This is a genomic window from Haloarcula sp. CBA1129 (assembly GCF_008729015.1).
Taxonomy (GTDB): domain Archaea; phylum Halobacteriota; class Halobacteria; order Halobacteriales; family Haloarculaceae; genus Haloarcula.
In genome coordinates this window covers 206,809-225,417 of record NZ_RKSM01000003.1, presented here as the reverse complement: position 1 = coordinate 225,417, position 18,609 = coordinate 206,809, and the positions used below count along the sequence as shown (strand labels likewise).

The window sequence follows — 18,609 nt, the reverse complement described above, 5'->3', positions numbered from 1 at the left end:
GATTCAGCGATTGACAGACCATCTTCTGGGTCGGGGAATCGGAACATCTATATGATTTTTAGGCTAGCCTAAAATATGGGTGACGACGCCACCGACACACCGACACGGAGAGAGTACGTGAAGTACGGAGGGGCCGTTCTCAGCGCCGGATTGCTTGCAGGCTGCAGCGGTGACGCTGAGCAGGCAGCCGGTGTCACATCGACGGAGTCTGTGACGGCAACGGACACGGCTCCCGGAGATGAGTCGTACTCCGTGTCGATGTCGCCAACCGGAGACGTCACATTTGAATCACCGCCGGAGACTGTCTTCACGCGGCTCACACATCACGCCGACATGGCGTTCGCTCTGGGCCGTGGAGACACTGTCACGGCAATGCACGCCCCGGACTACTACAGTGGACTGTGGAACCAGTTCGTCGAACGACTGCCGGGCGTGTCACTGGACTGGACTGGGTTGTACTCCTCATGGGAACCGAGCAAGGAGAAACTGTACGAGCTGGACAGTGATATCCATCTGGCAGACCCAGCTTGGATCGCCAAACAGGACAGCTGGGGCCGGGAGGACTTCGAGGAGATTGCCACCAACGTCTCACCTTGGTTCGGAAACTCACTGAGTGACCGGCATGCCGAACCCCCGTCTGGATGGGAGAACTACGAGTACTACACTCTCTGGGAGCAGTTCGAACTCGTGGCCGAGGCGTTTCAGGAGCAGGCCCGCTACGAGGCGCTCGCGGCGATTCACGACGAGATGCGCTCGACCATCGACGCAAACCTGCCGCCCGAGTCGGAGCGCCCGTCGGCGGTGCTGCTCGCCGCGGCTGACCTTGACGAGATCTACGCGTACACGCTGGACAATCCCGGATTCCTGACTGCACATACCCGCCCGTTCGGTGCACGGGACGCCTTCGAGGGGTCGGTCGAGACGAACTCCGTGGTCGACTTCGAGACGTTGCTTGCGGCGGACCCAGACGTGATCCTGCATCTCGGTGGGTTCGAGCCGAGTACGAGTCTTCCGGAGCGACGAGAAGTGTTCAAATCCGACCCGGTTGGGTCGGAAATCACGGCGGTACAGAACGACCGCATCTACCCACAGGGGGCGAGATATCAGGGACCGATTCTGCATCTCTTCCAGTTGGAGATGACCGCGAAGCAACTGTACCCTGAGCAGTTCGGCGAGTGGCCGACCTACACTGACGGGCCGTATCCTGAGATCCCTGCCGAAGAACAGCTGTTTGACCGCCAGCGGGTCGCAGACATCATCAACGGGGCGTTCGAGTCATGAGCGACAACGACACCGCAGCCGACGCACGGACACGCAGAGCCTATCTGAAATACGGCGGTGCAATCATCAGTGGTGGGTTGCTCGCCGGCTGTACCGGCGATGCTGACTCACAGTCGACGCCGGTATCACCAGACAGTGACACACCGACCGCCGCCGAAACGACCGATTCAACGACGACACCGACGACAGCGGACTCGTACACGGTTACGATGGAGCCGATGGGTGCAGTACGGTTCGATTCGGCCCCGGAGCGGTGGATGGCCTACTTCAGCACCTACGGCGACATGGCTATCGCGCTGGGCCAATTTGAGAGCCTTGCGGGGCTGATCTTCACCGAGAACTGGCCGATGGCGTTTTTCGACGCTGTCCCGGATGTCAACGTGACCTTTGATGATATCCCACAGCTGATGAGTGAAGGGGGTCTCGACAAGGAGGCGTTCTACGAGATGGACTGTGACGTCCACCTGTTCGACCCGAACTTCGTTCAGGTGCTTGATGACACCTGGACAACTGCGGATTTCACGGAGGTCGCAAGCAACATCGGCCCAATCATCGGGAACAGCATCCGGCGACGGACCGATGATTGGCACGACTACCGGTACTACTCACTGTACGAGGCCTTTGAACTAATCGCCGACACGTTTCAGGAACACGAACGCTACGCGGCGTTCGCTGAAATCCACGATTCGCTGCTCACGGAAATCGACGACAGGCTCCCGGTCGAGGACAAACGGCCGACGGTCGGCCTCCTCTCGGTCAACTCCGACTTCGAGGGCGGGTCGTTCTACGCCTACCCCGTCAACGATGGGAACGGGCACAAGCAGTACCGTGACTTGGGGATGCGTGGTGCGTTCGACGATGTTATCGACGGGAGCTACGCCGAATGGGACTACGAGCAACTCCTCGCTGCCGATCCCGACATCCTGCTGTTCCAGTACGGCTTCTCGCACGTCTCGACCGGGGAGTTCGAAGACCGAATGGCCACGATACGCGAGGATCCCATCGGCCAGCAGCTTTCGGCGGTCCGGAACGACCGACTCTACCGCGGCGGGACCTCGTACCAAGGCCCGATAATTAACCTCTTCCAGACGGAAGTCGCCGCCAAGCAGTTCTACCCCGAGGTGTTCGGCGAGTGGCATGGCCTCGGCAATACCCCGGAGGAGGAGCAACTGTTCGACCGACAGCGGGTCACCGATATTGTGAACGGCGATCTCTAACTGTGATTTACCACTTTCCAGTTGTACAGGGGTGAAGAGAGCCAGAACCGCCCTCGAAGATTTGGATGAACGGTCTAATACAATAGCAATCACTGCCAGTATATATGGTATATAAGGATATAGTGGCTTGTTTGTCCAGAAAGAATTTATACTACCGTGTCATTCTATCTCATATGTTAGTACACGAAGGAAACACGCACTCCTACACCACTGGTTCCGACCGATATTGTCGTCACTGCAACGACGTTGCGCTAGCCTACGACCCGTCGGCTGACCGTCCTCGCTGTCGGTCGTGCGGGAAACTAGTATAGTGGCCTTCAGGGGCCTGCAGTTGCTTAGGACAGAACGGTCGCACTGACAACCCCGGAGCTTGGTTGGTGGACACTGCTCTGGAACGAGTCGCAAAACGGATGCTGAGTTATTCCGTGGTCTGTGTGGGTGACAGCAGGGGTTGACCAACTACAGTTTGACGAGCACTTTGATCGCTTCGCGCTCGTCCATCGCCCGATACCCCTCGGGAACGCCGTCGAGGTCGACGGTCTTTGTGAAGATCGGTGACGGATCGAGTGTGCCCTGTAGCACGTCAGCTAGCAGTTCGTCGGCGTAGGCACGAACCGGCGCAACACCGCCATTGAGCGCGATGTTGTCGCCAAACAGCGAGAATACATCCAGTCCGGAGTCGTCGACGCCGTGTGGGACACCGACGTAGCCGACCGTCCCGCCCGGGCGACAGACATCGATGGCGGTCTCCATCGCCGAGGCCGCACCGACACACTCCATGACGTGATTCGCACCGCCGTTGGTCAGCTCCTCTGCCGCATCCACGGCATCCTGCCCGCGGGCGGAGATAGTGTCCGTCGCGCCGAACGATTCCGCGAGTTCGAGACGGTCCTCGTGATGGCCCATCGCGACGATACGTTCCGCACCGAGGCGGCGAGCCGCGAGCACGCCACACAGTCCGACGGCTCCGTCGCCGACGACGATACAGGTGTCGCCCTCGTCGACGCCGGCGCTGACCGCGGCGTGGTGGCCGGTGCCCATCACGTCAGTCAGCGGGAGAATCGCTTCCAGTGTGTCCTCGTCGTCGGCGTGGCGGTCGGGGACCCGGACGAGCGTGCCGTCAGCTTCTGTCGCTCGGACGTACTCGCCTTGCCCGCCGCCGTTGTCCCCGCCCCATGAGTCGCCGTTGACACACGACGTGTGCAGTCCCTTCCGGCAGAACTCACACCGGCCACAGCTGATGAGAAACGGAGCGAACACCCGGTCGCCGGGTTCGACTGAGCGCACGCCCTCGCCGACTTCCTCGACGATACCCATCGGTTCGTGGCCGACGCGGGACCCCTCCTCTCGGTCGCTCTGGCCACGATAGAACCACAGGTCGGAGCCACAGACGGCGGTGTGGGTCACGCGTACAATCGCGTCAGTTGGCGATTCGATCTCCGGCTGGGGAACCTCTTCGACGGTGATCTCACCGGGCCCACGATAGATGGCTGCGCGCATACGCTTATTTCGGGGTGGCTGTGCAAAACCGTTCTCATGCTGTTTCAGTACGTCCTCTTCGCCAGTTGTATTAGATGACAACAATTACCAGTGGCGAGACAAAATTTGGGAGCATGGCAGATGTCCACGTTGTCGGCGGTGGCCCCGCCGGCCTGAGTGCTGCACTGTTTGCGCAAAAAAACGGTCTGGAAACGACAGTCTTCGACACTGACGGAACTTGGATGCACAAAGCGCACCTGTTCAATTATCTCGGGGTCGGCTCTCAGGACGGGTCCGCGTTCATGGAAACAGCCCGGACACAGGTCGACAGTTTCGGCGTTGACCGAAAGCAGGGTACTGAGGTAACCGGCGTGGGAGGGTGTCATAGAACTCTTGTCACACCGTGATGATCGTGCTTCCCGGATTGTCTCCGCGTTCGTAGTTGGTGATAGCGACGACGAGGCGAAGGCACAGAGCAAGAAACACCTGCGATCGTGCGTGGACGCGGCCTCGGGCGTGCGTTCGCCCGAGGCCGCAGTCCTTCACTGATTCGTTGGTTCGTTCGACGCCAGTACGGCGGTTGTACGTCTCGTCTAGGATTGATTGCTTCAGCTGGACGCCCTCACTGTGTTCCTCGATGCGGTCTTCGATCCTGTACTCGATGTCTTTCGGGTCATCAGTGTTTCGCGCGTTGTACGGAGCGACTGGCACGACCCCTGCGGTCAGCAGGTGGTCGTGCCAGTCGAGCGTGTCGTAGGCGCTGTCACCAACCATCCAGATTGGTTGCTCAACGGCGAGCGCGTCACGTGTGACGCGCATCGCCGTCTCTTCCGGTGCTTGTTTGCTCTCGGTGAACTCGGCTGCAATCGGGATCTTTTGCCCGGTCGAGACGATCGTGCAACCGTAGCCGTAGTAGTACTCGTCGTCGGTTGGATCGTAGCACTTCGACGCGTCTGGATCGGTGGGCATCGCCCTCACGTCGGTTGAATCGATACAGTAGGTCAAGTCGAGCAGGCCGCGTCGGGCGGCCTGCTCGACGAGTCGGTCAAAGACCTCGTTGACGACGTGTTCGAGGTCGGTGAGAAAGCGATCGACCGCGTCTCTCGACGGCGGTCGATCGAAGCCACAGCTCAGCCAAACAACCGTGTTCCGAAGCTCCCGCTCAACCGGACGAATGCCGTAAATGTCCTTGTAGTAGCAGTGGAGAAAGCCACGCATCAGCTCTGGTGGTTCGTGGTCTCGTGTTCGCCCCGTCTTTGCCGGGGCGAACACGTCGAACCCTTCGAGAAACTCGAAGGAGAGGTGCTCAAACAACGCTAACGTTTCCGTCTCCACGACATTGAAGAACGACTCTACCGAAGGATCATCTTGCAGGGTCGCTGGACTCATCCACCTCAGCGTTCACCCTGCTCTTTGGTGTGCTACTCGTTCTATGACACCCTCGGCGTGGAGCAAACGGACGGTGGTTTCGAGATTACAACCGAGGATGATACGCATCATGCAGACTACCTCGTCCTCGCGACAGGTGCTAACCGTACCCTCGCCGAATCCCTTGGCTGTGAGATGACTGACGAAGATGTTGTCGATGTTGACGTGACGATGGAGACGAGCGTTGACGACGCCTACGCGACGGGAGGCATGGTCAGAGCCGAGGAGTGGCAGGCCGTCATCTCTGCGGGCGACGGCGCGGCGGCGGCCCTGAATATTCTCACGAAGGAGAAAGGGGAGCACTTCCACGACTTCGATACGCCCGCCGACGCGGACGCGGTGTTCGGTCCCGAGGAGTAGGCTCCGAAACGGTTCCGGACGTGCCTATCTCATTGTTACCCACTACACACCACGCTTCTGGCCGTTGGCGGCCGAGTACAGACTGCACTCTCCGCTCTGTAAACTCGGGCCAGACGGTGCTAAGCAACTGCGTAATTTGTGGCACTGCTGCCTTTAGGACACCCCCTGCAGTCGGTTTGATGCTCTGAAGCTGACCAGCCATATTAGGGGCTGATTCACTATGGCATCACAGAGCAGTGTGTTCGCTGTGAAGGAGTTCGAGTTCAACATCCAGTTCACTGTGGGTGCTGATCCGGTAATGGATTTGTTTCATGAGTATCCCACCCTGCGACTCCGGAACGCTACGTGTACCGTGACTGAAAACGCGATGTGGCGCATCGACCATGTAGACGGCCCCACTGACGCCATCACTGCGTTCGATGCGGTGTTTCTCGACGAGGAACGCTGTAACGAGTGTCTCGACGAACACTGCTGTTCCGGGACGCGGGAATATGCGGTTCTCGACCGGCGACCGGCCGCCAGCACTGTATATACGTATCATGCCCAGACTGACCGGTGTTGTACCGTGCCTGCTGTCGTCACCGACTACATCGGCGCCGGTGTCGTCTTCGAATCGGAGCGCAGCGGCGGTACGTATCGGTGGCGGGTGCTGTCGCCGGTCGAGACGTCGCTTGACCCGCTGTTCGATCGTCTCGAATCGACCCTTCGGACCGGGCTACAGCTTGATATAGGCCATCTTGGAAGCGCTGACCTATGGCGGAATAAAACACAGTCCGTGTTCCCGCACTGACTGCGCAGGGGCCACTGCTGTACGTATGCGTTGTAATAGGGCGTATTAGACCTCTGTTAAATACGATTTTGCTAAACCAGACGCCGAAATCAGTGGACTGACCGCTCGTCGCTTTCGTCGATAGCTTCGATCGGGTCTGCGTTGCCAAACGATGGCTCCGGACCGTCTCCAGCGGCGGCCCACTCGCAGGCATTGGCGAGGACCTGCTGGATGTCTTCGTTGTGGTAGATCGGATACGTCTCGTGGCCCGGGCGGAAATAGAAAATCCGGCCCGCCCCGCGGCGGTAACAACACCCTGACCGGAACACCTCCCCGCCCTCGAACCATGAGTTGAACACGAGCGTGTCCGGTGCGGGGATGTCAAACCGCTCGCCGTACATCTCGGTCTCCGGAAGCTCGATGTACTCGTCGACGCCATCGGCGATGGGGTGGCCGGGTTCGACGACCCACAATCGCTCGGTTTCGGCGGCCTCGCGCCATTTCAGACTGCAGGTCGTCCCCATCAGTTCGCGAAAAATCTTCGAGTAGTGGCCCGAGTGGAGGACGATGAGTCCCATGCCGTCGAGGACGCGCTCTTTCACTCTGGAAACCACCTCGTCGTCGACCCGGTCGTGCGCGGCGTGGCCCCACCAAGTAAGAACGTCCGTTTCTGCTAGTACATCCTCAGTGAGGCCGTGCTCGGGCTCTTGGAGTGTCGCGGTCTCCGTGTCGAACCCGCGTTCCTGCAGTGCCGTGGCGATAGCGCCGTGAATCCCGTCGGGGTACAGGTCCGCGACCGCTTCGTGCTCCTGCTCGTGGACGTACTCGTTCCAGACTGTGACACGTGTCATACCCGTGGTTTCCACTTCCGCCGTAACGGCGTTCGCCAAGCGGCAATCCGTACGACGAGTGGACGCCCTCGGTTTTGGCGTCGATGGAGTGTTCGCAAGAACTCATCTCGAACACCACTCTCTTTCTCAGATACTGTTCTGTACAGTTCCGTCCAGAGAATCTGTTGCGCTCCACCGCGCGCCAGCGCCGCTACGCAGGAGCTATGACAGCTTCGATCCTGAACCCGATACGATCCGCGTTCCAGCCGTATCCACAGGGCTGTGACTGCGGCCCTGAGTCCCGCAAATACAGACGACTGTATGGGTTTCCTGTTGGAGTACAGTCGAGTGAAATCGCGGAGTAAAGCCCCGCTATACCGGATACACACGACTGTATGCCGTTCCATTCGTTCGTACAGAATAGCCCCCGATTTTTGTAGTTTCAGCGCTTCTCGCTTCTATCTCGGCGTTATTCTGGGTGGACAATAATGTAAACAGTAGATAGGTATAAATACTCCCTGCCAGACGACGTGACTGATGCACCCCATCAGAAACCACGGTATCGGACGGTTTCGAGCGGTAGAGCCACGTATCGAGGTGGCTCCGAAATGAGATCAAGATATGGTCTTCCGGAGCGGCTGACTGGTGACAGTCCGACCAGCTCGGCCGAGCAGGTCCCGGAGGTGAGAACCAATGTCTGAACACACGCTTGTGCTTCTGGCACTGTTGCCGCTGGCGACGATTGCGGTGCTGATGGTCGGGCTGTACCAGCCTGCGACACGGACGATGCCCATTGCATGGGCGATTGCGGCTATCGCTGCCTTTGTCGGCTGGCAGATGTCGCCCACACTGATCGCTGCCGCGTCGATACGCGGCGCGCTGACAGCGACTAGAATTCTGGTCATCGTCTTCGGAGCGATACTCCTGCTGTACACGCTGAAACAGTCCGGTGCGTTCGAGGTCATCAACGCCGGGTTCTCCTCGATAAGCGACGACCGACGCGTGCAGGTCATTCTGCTCGTCTTCCTCATGGGGTCGTTCATCGAGGGCGCGGCCGGTTTCGGGACGCCCGCGGCCATCGTCGGCCCGCTGCTGGTCGGCCTTGGCTTCCCGCCGCTGGCCGCGGTGGTCGTTGCACTCACAGGGAACATCCTCGCAATCACGTTCGGCGCGGTCGGGACGCCGCTGATTATCGGACTGCGCGACGTGGTGTTCGCAGAGGGCACGGGCGCCTCTCAGCAGGTGCTCCAGCAGGGTGGCTTCGAGAGCGTCGGTGCGTACGTCGCCCAGATCGGTGTGTGGGCGGCGCTCATCCACGCCATCGTCGGTATCGCCATCCCGTTCATCGGTGTGGCGATGATGACGCGCTTCTTCGGCGAGGAGCGGTCTATCAAGCCGGCGCTTGAAGTGCTGCCGCTGTGCCTGTTCGCGTGGGCCTCCTTTGCGATTCCGTACGTCGCCACCGCGTACTTCCTCGGTCCGACGTTCCCGGCACTGCTGGGGGCGATGGTCGGGCTGCTCGTGGTCACGACCACGCTTCGTGCTGGATACTTCCTTCCGGACGACGAGTGGGACTTCGGCCCGCAGGACCAGTGGCCGGACCACTGGATCGGTAGCATCGAACCCGGAGAAGGCGTCGGCACCACGTCGGGTGGGAGCCGTGAGGGGACTGTCGCGGCCGACGGCGGTACGGCAACCTTCGAGGAGGCCCACTCACAGGATATGTCGCTGGGTATGGCTTGGCTGCCGTACCTCCTCGTCGCTGCGTTGCTCGTCGTGACTCGCGTCGTTGCTCCGGTTCAGGAGTTCTTGGCGACGAACGGCGTTCTCATGTGGAACAACATCCTCGGGACGCCGTTCTCGGAAGGCGTCGAGTTGTTCTACCTCCCCGGGAGCCTCTTCGTTCTCGTGGCCGTCGTCACGTACGCGCTTCACGGGATGGACACTGACGGAATCAAGGCCTCGTGGAGCGAGGCGCTCCGGAACATTGCGCCGGCTGTCGTCGCGTTGTGGTTCGCTGTCGCGACGGTCATGATAATGCAGCGGACCGGCAGTGCCGTCGTGCTTGAAGCTGCGCCGATCAACTCCGGGATGCTCGGTCTGCTGTCGGAGATCACGGCGAATACGACCGGACAGATGTTCCCGTTCTTCTCGGGCTTCATCGGCGCGTTCGGCGCGTTCATCGCCGGTTCGAACACGGTCAGCGACATCCTGTTCGGGCTGTTCCAGTTCCAAGCCGCCCAGCAGATCGGCGCGCCGACCCAGATCGTCGTCGCCGCACAGGCGGTCGGCGGTGCTATCGGGAACCTCATCGCCATCCACAACGTGGTCGCCGCCCTCACGGTGGTCGGCCTCATCGGCGAGGAGGGACGCGTCATCCGTCTCGAACTGATTCCGGTGCTGTACTACGGCGTGTTCACTGGCATACTGACGCTCATTCTGGCCTACGTCGTCGCACCGGCCGCATTCTAACTCAATCCATCTTCCTCTCTCATTCATGGCTTACGACTCCCGACCCCCCAAGCAGCGTGACCCGGCGACAGACCCGAGTGCGAACTACGATTACCAGAGCGACAGCGTCCACCGACCGGACCTCGTGGCGGCTCTGGAGCGCCGCGTAGACGGCGACGTGCGGTTCGATACGTACACCCGCGAGCTGTTCGCCACCGACGCCAGCGCGTACGAGCAGCTCCCTATCGGCGTCGTCTCGCCGGTCTCGACCGACGACGTGGTCGCGGTGATGGAGTACTGCGCCGAGGAGGGAATCCCGGTGCTTCCACGGGGCGGCGGGACCAGTCTTGCCGGGCAGGCCGTCAACGAGGCGGTCGTCCTCGATTTCAAGCGGCACATGGACGAGACGCTGTCGGTCGACCCGGAGGCCCGGCGGGCCCGCGCACAGGTCGGTATCACCATCGCCCGACTCAACGACCGGCTCGAACCCCACGGGCTGAAGTTCGCGCCGGACCCTGCGTGGGGCGACAAGAGCGTCCTCGGCGGTGCAATCGGAAACAACACGACCGGCGCACATTCGCTGAAATACGGCAAGACGGACGCCTACATCGAGGAGTGCGAGGTCGTTCTTGCTGACGGTACTCAGACCACGTTTGGCTGGGTCGATGTCGCAGACCTCGAATCGCGAGCGGCTGAGGCCGGCCCGGACGCCGACCTCGAAACTCGGATCTATGCCGAAGTCGCCAAGATTCTTGCAGAAGACGCCGAAGAGATCGACGCGAGATATCCGGAACTCAAACGCAACGTTTCCGGGTACAATCTGGACGAACTGATCGATAGCGCGGAAGAGCGCGGCGAGGTCAACCTCGCACGGTTGCTCGCCGGGAGCGAGGGGACCCTCGCGGTCGTCACCGAGGCAACTGTCTCGCTTGAACCCGTTCCCGACGCCACGGCCGTCGCCATGCTGACCTACGACGACATCATCTCCGCGATGGAGGATGTCGCCCCGATTCTCGACCACGACCCCTCGGCCGTCGAGGTGATGGACGACGTGCTCCTTGACCTCGCCGCGGAGACACCGGAGTTCGCCGATGTCGTCGGCATGCTCCCCGAAAAGACGGACTCGACGCTGCTCGTCGAGTTCTACGCGGATTCGGCCGACGACGGCGCACAGAAGGTCGCCGACCTGCTCGCCGACCGGTTGCCGGACTACGACGCTCGGGAGTCGCCGCGCGACGGGGCGGGTTCGGTCACCGACGCCCCGGTCAATGCCGTCGACGCACTGGAAGCCTACGACGCGGACCGGCAGGCGAAGTTCTGGAAGATGCGCAAGGCCGGCCTGCCGATTCTGCTCTCGCGGACGGGCGACGACAAGCACTGGCCGTTCGTCGAGGACACCGCGGTCCCAGCCGAGAACCTCCCGGAGTACGTCGCCGACATCCGGGACCTGTTCGACGAGCACGAAACCTTCGCCTCCTACTACGCCCACGCGGGTCCCGGCGTCCTGCATATCAGGCCACTGTTGAACCTGAAATCAGAGGACGGCATCGAGACGATGGAAGCAATCTCCGACGCCATCACGGACCTCGTCGTCCAGTACGACGGGTCCGTGTCGGGTGAACACGGCGACGGCCGTGCTCGGACCCAGTGGAACCGCAAACTGTACGGCGACGACCTCTGGGAGACGTTCCGCGACCTGAAGTCGGCGTTCGATCCCGACTGGCGGCTGAACCCGGGCAACATCTGTGGCGACCACGACCCGGCCGAAAACCTCCGATACGACCCGGACTACGCGTTCGACGCGGGCTTCGAGCCCACGCTCGACTGGGACAACGAGAACGGGCTCCAAGGAATGGTCGAACTCTGTCACGGCTGTGCGGGCTGTACCGGCCATCAGGAGACCACTGGCGGCGTCATGTGCCCGACCTACCGCGCCGCCGAGGAGGAGATCACCAGCACTCGCGGCCGGGCGAATATGCTTCGGTCGGCGATGGACGGCGACCTCCCCGACGACCCCTTCGAGGAGGAGTTCGTCACCGAGGTGCTCGACCTCTGTATCGGCTGTAAGGGCTGCAAGAAGGACTGTCCGAGCGGCGTCGACATGGCGAAGCTCAAAGCCGAGGTGGTCCACGAACACCACCAGCGCGAGGGTATCTCGCTCCGTGACCGACTGTTCGCCAACGTCGAGACGGTGCTCTCGCTTGGGAGCACCTTCGCCCCGGTGTCGAACTGGCTGATGGAGTTGCCGGGCTCGGGGTTCCTCATGGAGAACACGGTCGGTATCACACAGGAGCGCACGCTGCCAGCCTTCCACCGGACCACGTTCCGGGACTGGTGGGCGGATCGCGGCGGGGCACTGGTCGCGGCGAACAAAGCCGACCGGAAGGCGCTCTTGCTCGCCGACCCGTACACGAACTACAGTCACCCAGATGTCGGGAAAGCGGCCGTACAGGTGCTGGAGGCAGCGGGCGTCCACGTGGTCGTGCCTGACGGCGTGACCGATAGCGGCCGTCCCGCGTTCTCGAAAAGTATGCTGGACCACGCTCGCGAGACGGCGCGGGCAAACGTCGACGCGCTCGCCCCGCGAATCCGCGACGGCTGGGACGTAGTCACCATCGAACCCTCCGATGCGGTCATGTACCAGGTCGACTATCGGGACCTGCTCTCGGGCGACGATGTCGAGCGCGTCGCGGCGAACACGTACGGCGTCTGCGAGTACCTCGACACGTTCCGGCTGGGGGAGAACATCTCTTTTGACGAGTCGGGCGACTCGCTTGCATATCACGGCCACTGTCACCAGAAGGCGACGAAGAAGGACCACCACGCTGTCGGCGTCCTCCGCCGTGCCGGGTACACCGTTGATCCGCTTGATTCGGGCTGTTGTGGCATGGCCGGCAGTTTCGGGTACGAAGCCGAACACTACTCGATGAGCGAGGGCATCGCGGACCTCCTGCTGGGTCAGATCGATGACTCGCCCGCCGGGCAGGTAGTCGCTCCGGGCGCGTCCTGCCGGTCCCAGATCGACGACTTCGGCGACGGCGACACGGAACCGCCACATCCCATCGAGCTGGTCGCGGCGGCGATACGATAAGTGGAGTCTCGGGCCGTGGATACCGCGCGTTTCGGTTCAGATTCCGAGACCGTCTCGCTGTCGGACTGTCACGTCGTGCCCGTCAACCGTCGACCGAAGCGCCTGCGTGAAGGGTTCAGCGTCGAACCGGCCGTGCACCCTGACCGTGGTCGCTGAGCCGGCGCGGGGGTGCGCTGTGATTTTCGGCCGACCGATTCGGCCGCCCGAGTGGATGTCGACGCGTTCGAGTGCGTCATATGACTGTTTCTCGACTGCTTCGGCGGTCTCGAGGGCTGTGTGGACACCCTCCTCGACCACCTCTGTGGCGAACGCTGCGGCCCGCTGGTCCGGCGCTCCAAGCAGCAGGTCGACAGGTGTCAGATAGTCGTATTCGACGAAATAGGCCTGCTCCGTACAGAACAACACGTCGAGCAGACGGAGCGGATACGCGCCTCGCATCGTGTAGTGCAAATGGACGCGAAGCTCGTCGGTCACGAGAACCACCCTTTCGCGGTGGCGGCGTCAGTGACCGTTCCGTCCGCCGCGACCTTCGCACGCCCGACCCGATACATCGTATATGCCTGCACGAGCAGGTAGATCGCCCAGAGGGCGTACCCAGCCGGTGCGCTCCCGAGCACCGCCGTCTGGACAGTAAACGTCCCCAGCCCCAGCCGTGTCGCCAGCCCAGTCCCGATTAGGAGGACGCTGAAATAGCCGAAAAACGCCGCTGCGACCCACATCGCGACGATGCGGCCCCAGCCCGGCATCGTATGCTCCGGCAGCCGGACTGTGTTGACGAGCTGGACGATGACGATGTACGGCCACATCAACAGCCCGGACATCGCCGCCCCCACGACCAGCAGCCCGAAGGGGTCGGATATCGATATTGGGAGGCTAAGAATGAGAATCCCCCAGCCACAGAAAACGGTCAGCAACCCCCAGAACAGCCGCGGCAGACTCCAGCCCGCGTCCCGACCGTACAGCTCGTAAATGATGTCGGAGCTGTTCCGGACGAACGACTCGATGATCGCATATTCGGTCGTAAACAGGGCCAGAAACAGCGTGACGTAGATGACGCTCGTCGTGAATCCACCGACTGACGGGGCGATCTCGATGAGCCACATGTCGACCGCGTCGCTCGTCGCCCCCGGAGCCTGTGACACTGCGATGACGACTAGCATCGTCGTGACGAGGAGGAGGCCCAGCAGGAAGGTCAACAGGTGTTCGAGCTGTGTCACGCGCCACCAGCCCCGCCACCGTTTGAGGTTTTGCGTGTCTGGGATGAACGTGAACCCGTCCTCGTGGACCGTCTCGGGGTCGTCGCCGGCGAAGGGGTTCTTGATCCGGCCTTGGTATCGGCCCATCCCGTAGCCTTTCTCGCGTATCCAGAGGCTCTGTGAGAGATTGAGGTAGCCGCCCGCCCCGGCGTAGGCCAGCGCCCCGACCAACACGGCGATGGTCCCGACCGGCGAGTAGTCACCAACCTCTGTCAGACTCCCCGGGACACTGAATAGCACGTCGACCGACCCGATGAGAACGAACAGCAGCAGCGTGAACGCAATGGACAGTGCCACCAGAATGAGCTGGAGGCTCTCGACGACGTTGTACATCAGCGGCGTCACCTGATAGGTGACCCAGATGAACACCATGAGCGCGATACCGAACAGTCGCCAGCCGACGATCTCGACGCCGGCGAGGTCGTACGTGCCGAGTGCGAGCCCCTGCGCACCGATCTGTGCGGCGCTCGCGGCCCACCCCGGCCAGCCGAGACTGACGAACCCGCCGAGTAGCATGGCCAGCGGGAGGACCGGATGTACGCGCTCGAACGCCCGAAACACGCTCTCACCGGTCGCAAGTGTCCACCGCTGTATCTCTGTGTTGACGACGAAGTGGAGGCAGACGGCCACGAGGAACAGCCAGTACAGCCCCCACCCGTAGCTGGCGACTAGATGCGGCCAGAACAGCGTCTCACCGCTGCCAAGTGACGCCCCGAGCATGATCGCGCTGGGACCGACGACGTGGCGGAGCTTCGGTACTTTCGGCAGGGAGAGTTCTCTGAACCGCCCGCCGGTCCCGGTGTCTGGATGGTCGTCGCTCTCCGGTGCCGCCTCGAGGTTGTCGTATGCGACCGGGGTGTACGAGGAGATCGGATAGCGCTGCTCCGTGCGAGAGGCGTACACTTCCGATGTCTCCGACCCCGCGTCTTCCGCTACGTCCGACTGTTCCGTCGGCTTTTCCTCTGGCATCGGTGAACTCACCCACCGACGTAGTGCCAGACGTGTTCATGATCGGCAGCCAAGTCAATCTGTGGGAGGTCCTCAAGCGCAGGCCCGATAGCGTCCCACCACTCGTCAGCGGTCTTATAGCCCGCCGGATGGTCCTGAAAAACCTCGGTAATGAGCTTCCCGGCATCCGTGTCGGGGTTTTCACGGAGGTAGTCGTACGCAGCCTTCAGCGCCGCGCGTCGGTCGTCGAGCACCGCCCCCGTCCCCGGCAGGTCCGCGTCGGCGATACTGTGCTCGACCGGTGGCTCTCGGTCCTGTTGTGGGTCCGTGCCCGTGCCGACGAGCTGGGAGAACGGGATCCACCAAACCCGACTCCGCGCGCCGACCTTTCGCGTCTCCAGATCCCCTCGCTCCACGAGTACGTCGAGCTTGTTGTGTGCCGTTTTCCGGGAACAGCCGAGTGCGTCCATCACATCGGTTGCCGTCAACGGCTTCGCCTGATCCGCCCGATCTTGAAACACCGAGAGCACTCGCTCCGGTGTGAACTCTTCCGTGGACGGTGGCGAACCGTCAGCCCGACCATCGTCCGCGGTATTGCTCATACGTAGCCATTACAGTCGTATGTAATAGACTTTTCTGCAGAGCGCTCCGATCCGGGAGCAAACGGCCTGTCCCCGTCCGGCGCTTGAGAGGTCCCATTCACACACGAAGGAAAGCGAGCGTCCCCAACCAGAAGCACCGAAACGGGTCGTCATGCCACTCGCTGATTCAGGGTGCCAAGGCGGCCACGCCCTCGTCTGGACCAGCCCTCCTCCTCACTCGGCCGGTTCCGGCGCGGGCACCGACTGTTCGGTTTCCACAACCGCACGGTCGGGGAGTTCGGGGTTGGGTGTCCGGCCGATCGTCAGCAGGCGTTCGGTGAGTGTCAGTTCCTCCGGACTGGGGCTCGGTTTTTGGACTTCCTCGTAGTCGACGACCACTTGCCCGTCCTCGGCGGTGATACGCACCGCACAGAGCTGGTAGGACGGGTAAAACACCGGAGGGAGGAGCCCGATGATCCCGTCCCGACGGTGGAGGCGCTTGAGCCACGTCCCGCTGTTGACGACCAAGCCGCCGTCGACCGACTGCACGCTCGGACGGTGCGTATGGCCGTAACAGAAGACAACAACGTCTTCCTTCTCTTCGAATACTTCCCGGGCGGCTTCCTTGTATGGTGTCCGGGTATCGACCGTGAGATCGGTCTCGAAGACGCCAAAGCGGTTGATGGTCTTCTTGATGTCCCGCCGCAGAAGATACAACGGAATGCCCACGAGCAACAGGAGGCCAGCCAGTGAGGCGTTCACGACGAGCAGCACCCAGATAGCGGTCCCGACCGTGCCGAACTGGCCCAGAAACGACGTTGTCGTTTCGACCGGCGCGGACCAGACGCCGAGCAGGTTCAGCGCCGCCAGAACTGCAAGGATGGCGCTGATGTTGAACAGCAACAGGAACGGGACCAGCGCGTACCGTAACAGAGGATTCATCTCCCGGTAAAAGTACTTCGAGAGCATCCACACCGGGACCCGCTCCGTCGGCGTCACAGCCTGCACGTCCTTGAGCCAGTTGTACCGACCTCGGTCCGAGAGCTGGCCGGCCCGACTCGTCACCAGTGTGTTGTAGTAGTAGCCAAGCGGCGTCACGTTGGTCTCGCCCCAGTCCTCGATGCGGTTGTTAGGGTCCTGCTGATTGCCGTGTTCGAGGTGAATGGCCTCCTCTCCCACCGGCCGGGTAATCGACTTCGACTGGACGAGCGTGACGTTGTACGCCGCGAACCGCTCTACGTACTCGTCGTAGGCTGCGAGTTCGTGGTCGTGATTCCCCGGTATCAGGGTGATCTGGATGTTCTCACCGGTCTTTCGTAGTTGCTCGAACAGCGACGGATAGGTCTCTTCGAGGGCGTCGAACTTCTCCAGTCCCGACATGCCGGTAAACTCCCACAGCCCAAACGCGTCGCCGTTAATGAGTAACTCGACGTCCTCGTCGGTGGTCTCTAGCCGTGACAGAAAATCGAGCAGTTCGTCGAGAAATTCCACCTCTTCTAGCTGCTCGTCGCCGCCGATGTGGAGGTCGCTGATGACGTAGTACACGCGGTCGTCGGCGGTGCCGTCCATTGGAATACGGGTTCTTGACCCACAGACAAAGGCGTTGCTCTCCGGGGATTCACCGTAGGCGTGCGTAGCGTCGGCTTGGGGCCGCAGAACACGTATTTCGCCGGTATCGCGACGGACCCGACTACAGCTCCAGTACGGCCCGGAACCGCGCTTCGTTGTCTATCATCTGCCCATATGCCTCATTGACGTCTTTCAGCGGGTAGGTCTCGATTTTCGGCGCGATATCGCGGAGCGAACTGAACTCCAGTGTGTCCTGTGAGTCGCGTGCGTGTCCGGAGGCCCAGCCCTCGACACCGCCCCGGCTCTGGACGAGTTGCTGTGCGCTGACTTCTACTGGCTCGCCGGGGACGCCCACAACCACAACAGAACCGTCGACACCGATCCCGCTGACGATGGAACTGATGGCGTCGCTGGACGGTGCTGTCGCCAGCACCACGTCGGCCCCACCAAGCTCCTGCAGCCGCTGACCGGCGTCCACATCCGCCGCGTTGATGAAGTGGTCGGCTCCAAGCTCTTTCGCCAGCGACTCTTTTTCCGGCGTTCGGGAAATGGCGGCCGTCTCGAAGCCGGCCGCGTGAGCGTACTGGATGCCGAGGTGGCCGAGTCCGCCGACGCCCTGCACGGCGACCAGATCCCCGACGTTCGCATCGCTGTTCCGCAGCGCGTTGAACGTCGTCACACCCGCACAGAGCAGCGGTGCCGCGGCCGCCGCATCCAGCGCCTCCGGAATCTTTGCGAGGGCTTCCGACGGTGCAGTCATGTACTCGGCGTACCCGCCGTCGTAGCTCAATCCGGTGATTTCGCCGTTTTCACACTGGAGGAAGTTCCCTTGTCGACATTGCTCACACGTCGAACAGTGACCGCCGTGCCAGCCGACGCCAACTCTGTCACCCACGTCCCAAGCGTCGACAGCGTCGCCGACGGCATCTACGTGTCCAGCCACCTCGTGGCCGGGAACCCGCGGATAGGAGACGACCGGGTTGGTGCCCTCCTTCGTGAACACGTCGCTGTGACAGATGCCACAGGCGTCGACAGCGACCCGTACCTCGCCGGGGTCCGGGTCGGGGATGTCTCGCTCGACGACCTCGAAGTCAGCCCCCGGCTCAGGCACGACTGCCGCTTGCATTGTGTCTGACATAGCGATACTTTCGGCTCGACGCTGATAAGCAGCCAGTTAGCAGAGAGGTGTACGGGCGCTTGACTGCGATACAGCGGACAACGGGGGGCCTCGCGATTCATACTGTTGGAGGTAACTTCGTTACGGTATTCGCCACCCCGGGTGGCGAAATCTCCGATGATTCTTTCGAGCACGCGGGCCAACGGCTCGCCGGTGCCGATGGCGCGTCTCG

Annotated in this window: 13 protein-coding genes and 2 pseudogenes; 7 read left to right on the top strand and 8 right to left on the bottom strand. The window is 61.9% G+C overall.

Annotated features, from left to right (window positions below; all coding sequences use genetic code 11):
- Positions 1–75 precede the first annotated feature (75 nt).
- Positions 76–1,281, top strand: coding sequence for an ABC transporter substrate-binding protein (locus Har1129_RS18835; RefSeq protein ID WP_151102362.1), 1,206 nt, complete (start codon positions 76–78; stop codon positions 1,279–1,281).
- On the top strand, positions 1,278–2,498 hold the full coding sequence (locus Har1129_RS18830) for an ABC transporter substrate-binding protein (RefSeq protein WP_151102361.1): 1,221 nt from the start codon (positions 1,278–1,280) through the stop codon (positions 2,496–2,498). Before Har1129_RS18835 ends, Har1129_RS18830 begins: the two co-directional genes overlap by 4 nt.
- 459 nt (positions 2,499–2,957) lie before the next feature.
- Here Har1129_RS18830 and Har1129_RS18825 read toward each other — a convergent pair whose 3' ends face one another.
- Positions 2,958–3,998 carry a zinc-dependent alcohol dehydrogenase family protein gene (locus tag Har1129_RS18825; RefSeq protein WP_151102360.1) on the bottom strand — a complete coding sequence of 347 codons (1,041 nt, stop codon included), beginning with the start codon at positions 3,996–3,998 and terminating at the stop codon, positions 2,958–2,960.
- 113 nt (positions 3,999–4,111) lie between these two features.
- Between Har1129_RS18825 and Har1129_RS18820 the strand changes: the two are divergent.
- Positions 4,112–4,351, top strand: a pseudogene (locus Har1129_RS18820) (FAD-dependent oxidoreductase); the annotation flags it as partial.
- A 22-nt stretch (positions 4,352–4,373) separates the two neighbouring features.
- Here Har1129_RS18820 and Har1129_RS18815 read toward each other — a convergent pair.
- Entirely contained in the window at positions 4,374–5,366 is a 993-nt protein-coding gene (locus Har1129_RS18815; protein WP_151098964.1) for a transposase, read from the bottom strand.
- Positions 5,367–5,423: 57 nt separating this feature from the next.
- Between Har1129_RS18815 and Har1129_RS18810 the strand changes: the two are divergent.
- Positions 5,424–5,765, top strand: a pseudogene (locus Har1129_RS18810) (FAD-dependent oxidoreductase); the annotation flags it as partial.
- Between the two features lie 220 nt (positions 5,766–5,985).
- Positions 5,986–6,555, top strand: coding sequence for a hypothetical protein (locus Har1129_RS18805; RefSeq protein ID WP_151102359.1), 570 nt, complete (start codon positions 5,986–5,988; stop codon positions 6,553–6,555).
- Positions 6,556–6,644: 89 nt separating this feature from the next.
- Here Har1129_RS18805 and Har1129_RS18800 read toward each other — a convergent pair whose 3' ends face one another.
- Positions 6,645–7,385 carry a ThuA domain-containing protein gene (locus Har1129_RS18800; RefSeq protein ID WP_151102358.1) on the bottom strand — a complete coding sequence of 247 codons (741 nt, stop codon included), beginning with the start codon at positions 7,383–7,385 and terminating at the stop codon, positions 6,645–6,647.
- Between the two features lie 672 nt (positions 7,386–8,057).
- On the opposite strand from Har1129_RS18800, the gene Har1129_RS18795 reads away from it, so the two are divergent.
- Together Har1129_RS18795 and Har1129_RS18790 are read left to right on the top strand one after the other, a co-directional pair.
- The gene (locus Har1129_RS18795; protein ID WP_151102357.1) at positions 8,058–9,836 is read left to right on the top strand and encodes an L-lactate permease; all 1,779 of its coding nucleotides are present in this window, start codon (positions 8,058–8,060) and stop codon (positions 9,834–9,836) included.
- 25 nt (positions 9,837–9,861) lie between these two features.
- Positions 9,862–12,906: an FAD-binding and (Fe-S)-binding domain-containing protein gene (locus Har1129_RS18790; RefSeq protein ID WP_151102356.1), complete on the top strand. Its 3,045-nt coding sequence runs from the start codon at positions 9,862–9,864 to the stop codon at positions 12,904–12,906.
- A 36-nt stretch (positions 12,907–12,942) separates the two neighbouring features.
- On the opposite strand, the gene Har1129_RS18785 is transcribed toward Har1129_RS18790, so the two are convergent.
- The 5 genes from Har1129_RS18785 to Har1129_RS18765 all read right to left on the bottom strand — a co-directional run bounded on the left by Har1129_RS18785 (position 12,943) and on the right by Har1129_RS18765 (position 18,386).
- Entirely contained in the window at positions 12,943–13,389 is a 447-nt protein-coding gene (locus tag Har1129_RS18785; protein ID WP_151102355.1) for a hypothetical protein, read from the bottom strand.
- Positions 13,377–15,131: an Nramp family divalent metal transporter gene (locus Har1129_RS18780; protein WP_151102354.1), complete on the bottom strand. Its 1,755-nt coding sequence runs from the start codon at positions 15,129–15,131 to the stop codon at positions 13,377–13,379. The genes Har1129_RS18785 and Har1129_RS18780 overlap by 13 nt, the downstream gene beginning before the upstream one ends.
- 8 nt (positions 15,132–15,139) lie before the next feature.
- Complete coding sequence (locus tag Har1129_RS18775) at positions 15,140–15,712, bottom strand: helix-turn-helix transcriptional regulator (RefSeq protein ID WP_151102353.1); 573 nt, start codon at positions 15,710–15,712, stop codon at positions 15,140–15,142.
- A 213-nt stretch (positions 15,713–15,925) separates the two neighbouring features.
- Complete coding sequence (locus Har1129_RS18770) at positions 15,926–17,260, bottom strand: metallophosphoesterase (RefSeq protein ID WP_151102352.1); 1,335 nt, start codon at positions 17,258–17,260, stop codon at positions 15,926–15,928.
- A gap of 121 nt (positions 17,261–17,381) precedes the next feature.
- The gene (locus Har1129_RS18765; RefSeq protein ID WP_191906221.1) at positions 17,382–18,386 is read right to left on the bottom strand and encodes an alcohol dehydrogenase; all 1,005 of its coding nucleotides are present in this window, start codon (positions 18,384–18,386) and stop codon (positions 17,382–17,384) included.
- Positions 18,387–18,609: the final 223 nt, after the last annotated feature.